Annotated in this window: 2 protein-coding genes; one reads left to right on the top strand and one right to left on the bottom strand. The window is 77.5% G+C overall.

Features of this window, described 5'->3' with window-relative positions:
- Positions 1-564 (bottom strand): helix-hairpin-helix domain-containing protein (locus MXD58_RS27405; protein WP_284678920.1); only part of this gene is annotated, 564 nt, incomplete at its 3' end.
- A gap of 170 nt (positions 565-734) precedes the next feature.
- Here MXD58_RS27405 and MXD58_RS27400 point away from each other — a divergent pair.
- Positions 735-1,485 (top strand): histidine phosphatase family protein (locus MXD58_RS27400; RefSeq protein ID WP_250610916.1); only part of this gene is annotated, 751 nt, incomplete at its 3' end.

Here is a 1,485-nt window from a genome sequence, read left to right as displayed (position 1 = left end):
CGCGAGGACGGTGTCGACCGGGGCCGCGGTGTCGCCGACGCGGCCGGCCGCCCGGGCCAGCAGGAAGGCGAGGACCGCCGGGCCGCGCTGCGGGTCGTCGCGCTGGCGGCCGCGGTGGCGGGCGAACCGGTCGGCCTGGGAGATCTCGGCGTCGGTGGCGGCGAGCAGCATCCACGGGTCCGCGCGCAGGATCTCGGCGACGCCGGGCCCGAGGCGCTCGGTCGCGGTACGGGCCAGGCGGGCCGGCAGGTTCGCCGCCGCCAGCAGCTCCACCACGGCGTAGGTGCCCGCGGCGGCCCGGAAGGTGTCCGCCAGCCGGCGCGCGCGGGGCCCGCTGACCCCCTCCACGGTACCGAGCCGGCCGATGTCGACATGCTCGGGAAGGGTGATGCCGGCGGCGGGCAGTCGCGCCGCGGTCGTGCGGCCAAGGCCCGGCCACAGGGCGGCTTCGCAGAACGCGGCGAACACCGCCGTCGGGTCGGGTGCGTCCACCGGGCCGGTGGCGGGGTCGGAACCGACCGGGTCAGGTGCCCCAGTGGGGGCGGTCGGGTGCTCGTCGGGCATGCCCGAAAGCGTAACGACGCACCGCCGGTGGCCGGTCGTGGCCCGCTGGGTAGCGTGGTACCTCCGGTGGCCCGGCTCCGGGTGGCCGCGTGGTCCCCCGCGCGCCGCGGCGGCCACGCCCGGCGCGGCGGTGCTCGCCGACGTCGCGATCCTCACGAAGGGACCGACGGTTGACCACTGTTCTGCTGGTCCGCCACGGCCTCACCGCCGTCACGGGCAAGATCCTGCTCGGCTGGACCCCGGGGGTGGGCCTCGACGAGCGCGGCCGGGGGCAGGCCGACGCCGTCGCGCGCCGCCTCGCCGACGTCCCGCTCGCGGCGGTCGTGTCCAGCCCGCTGGATCGCTGCCGCCAGACGGCCGAGGCCATCGCCGCGCGCCGCCCGGCGGGCGAGCGGGCCGCGGACGTCGCCATCGACGAGCGAATCGGTGAGTGCCGCTACGGCGACTGGACCGGGCAGGAGCTCGCGGTGCTCGCGAAGGACCCACTGTGGGCGGTGGTGCAGAACCAGCCGAGCGCCGTGGTGTTCCCCGGTCCCGAGGGTGAGGCGCTGCGCGACACCCAGGCGCGCGGGGTGAACGCCGTGCGGGAGTGGAACGCGCGCCTCGGCCCCGATGCGACCTGGCTGCTGTGCTCGCACGGCGACGTGATCCGCACCGTCGTCGCCGACGCGCTCGGCCTGCATCTTGACCTGTACCACCGGATCACGATCGATCCGTGCTCACTGACGGTCATCCACTACGGCGAGCGGCGCCCGCTGGTCCGGCGGCTCAACGACGTCGGCGGCGACGTCAGCGACCTGCTCCCCAAGCCCAAGCCGGCCCAGGCCCCCGCCGGGGCGGAGGACCCGTCGTCGCCGGGACCGGCGCCCGCGGCGGCGGATCCCGGCGAGGCCGTCGGCGGCGGCGCCGGCGCCTGGTCGC

The organism is Frankia sp. AgKG'84/4 (genome assembly GCF_023242965.2).
Taxonomy (GTDB): domain Bacteria; phylum Actinomycetota; class Actinomycetes; order Frankiales; family Frankiaceae; genus Frankia.
The sequence above is the reverse complement of the archived record's forward strand: the minus strand, read 5'-3'. Positions and strand labels throughout refer to the sequence as shown.